Origin of the sequence: Streptomyces sp. YS-3 (assembly GCF_045257485.1) — a bacterium.
GTDB lineage: Bacteria > Actinomycetota > Actinomycetes > Streptomycetales > Streptomycetaceae > Streptomyces.
Map to the genome: position 1 here is coordinate 1 of NZ_JBJHPC010001212.1, position 550 is coordinate 550.

The 550-nt window shown below is 77.8% G+C and carries 1 protein-coding gene; it reads right to left on the minus strand.

Annotation, left to right across the window (positions count from 1 at the left end):
* Positions 1 to 138 precede the first annotated feature (138 nt).
* Positions 139 to 550 (minus strand): heme-binding protein (locus ACJA3G_RS38355; protein ID WP_406557591.1); only part of this gene is annotated, 412 nt, incomplete at its 5' end.

The window sequence follows — 550 nt, forward strand, 5'->3', positions numbered from 1 at the left end:
GGGCGCGGGAGGCTTGGGGATGCGGGGCGCGGGAGCTGTTTCGCGCCAGGCAGCGGACCGGGCGAGCGACGGCGGTGGCGGGCGGCGGGCGGCTCGGGAACGGCTGCGCGGTTCGGCGCGGCTGCTCGGTTGGCGCGGCTATCTGGTCAGCGCCGCCACGCCCGCCTGGGCGAACTTCTCGTCCAGGTCGCCGCTGGGGGCGCCGGCCACGCCGATGCCCGCGATCGGTGCGCCCTGGGCCCGCACGGGCGCGCCGCCCGCGAGGAAGAGCGTGCCCGGGATGTCCTTGAGCTGGGGCGCCTGGGCGAGGCGGCCGGCCAGCACCGAGGTGGGGGCGTTCCAGGAGACGGCCGTGTATGCCTTGCGCTCGGCCGACTCGTACGACTGCGGACCGGCGCCGTCGCCGCGCAGGGTGACCACGGTGTTGCCGTCGCGGTCGACGACGGCGACCGAGACGTGCTGGCCGTCCTTGCGGGCGGCGTCGAGGGCGGCGGTGGCGGCCCTGGTGGCGGCGGCCACGGTGAGGTGGGTGGAGCGGGTCAGGTCGCGG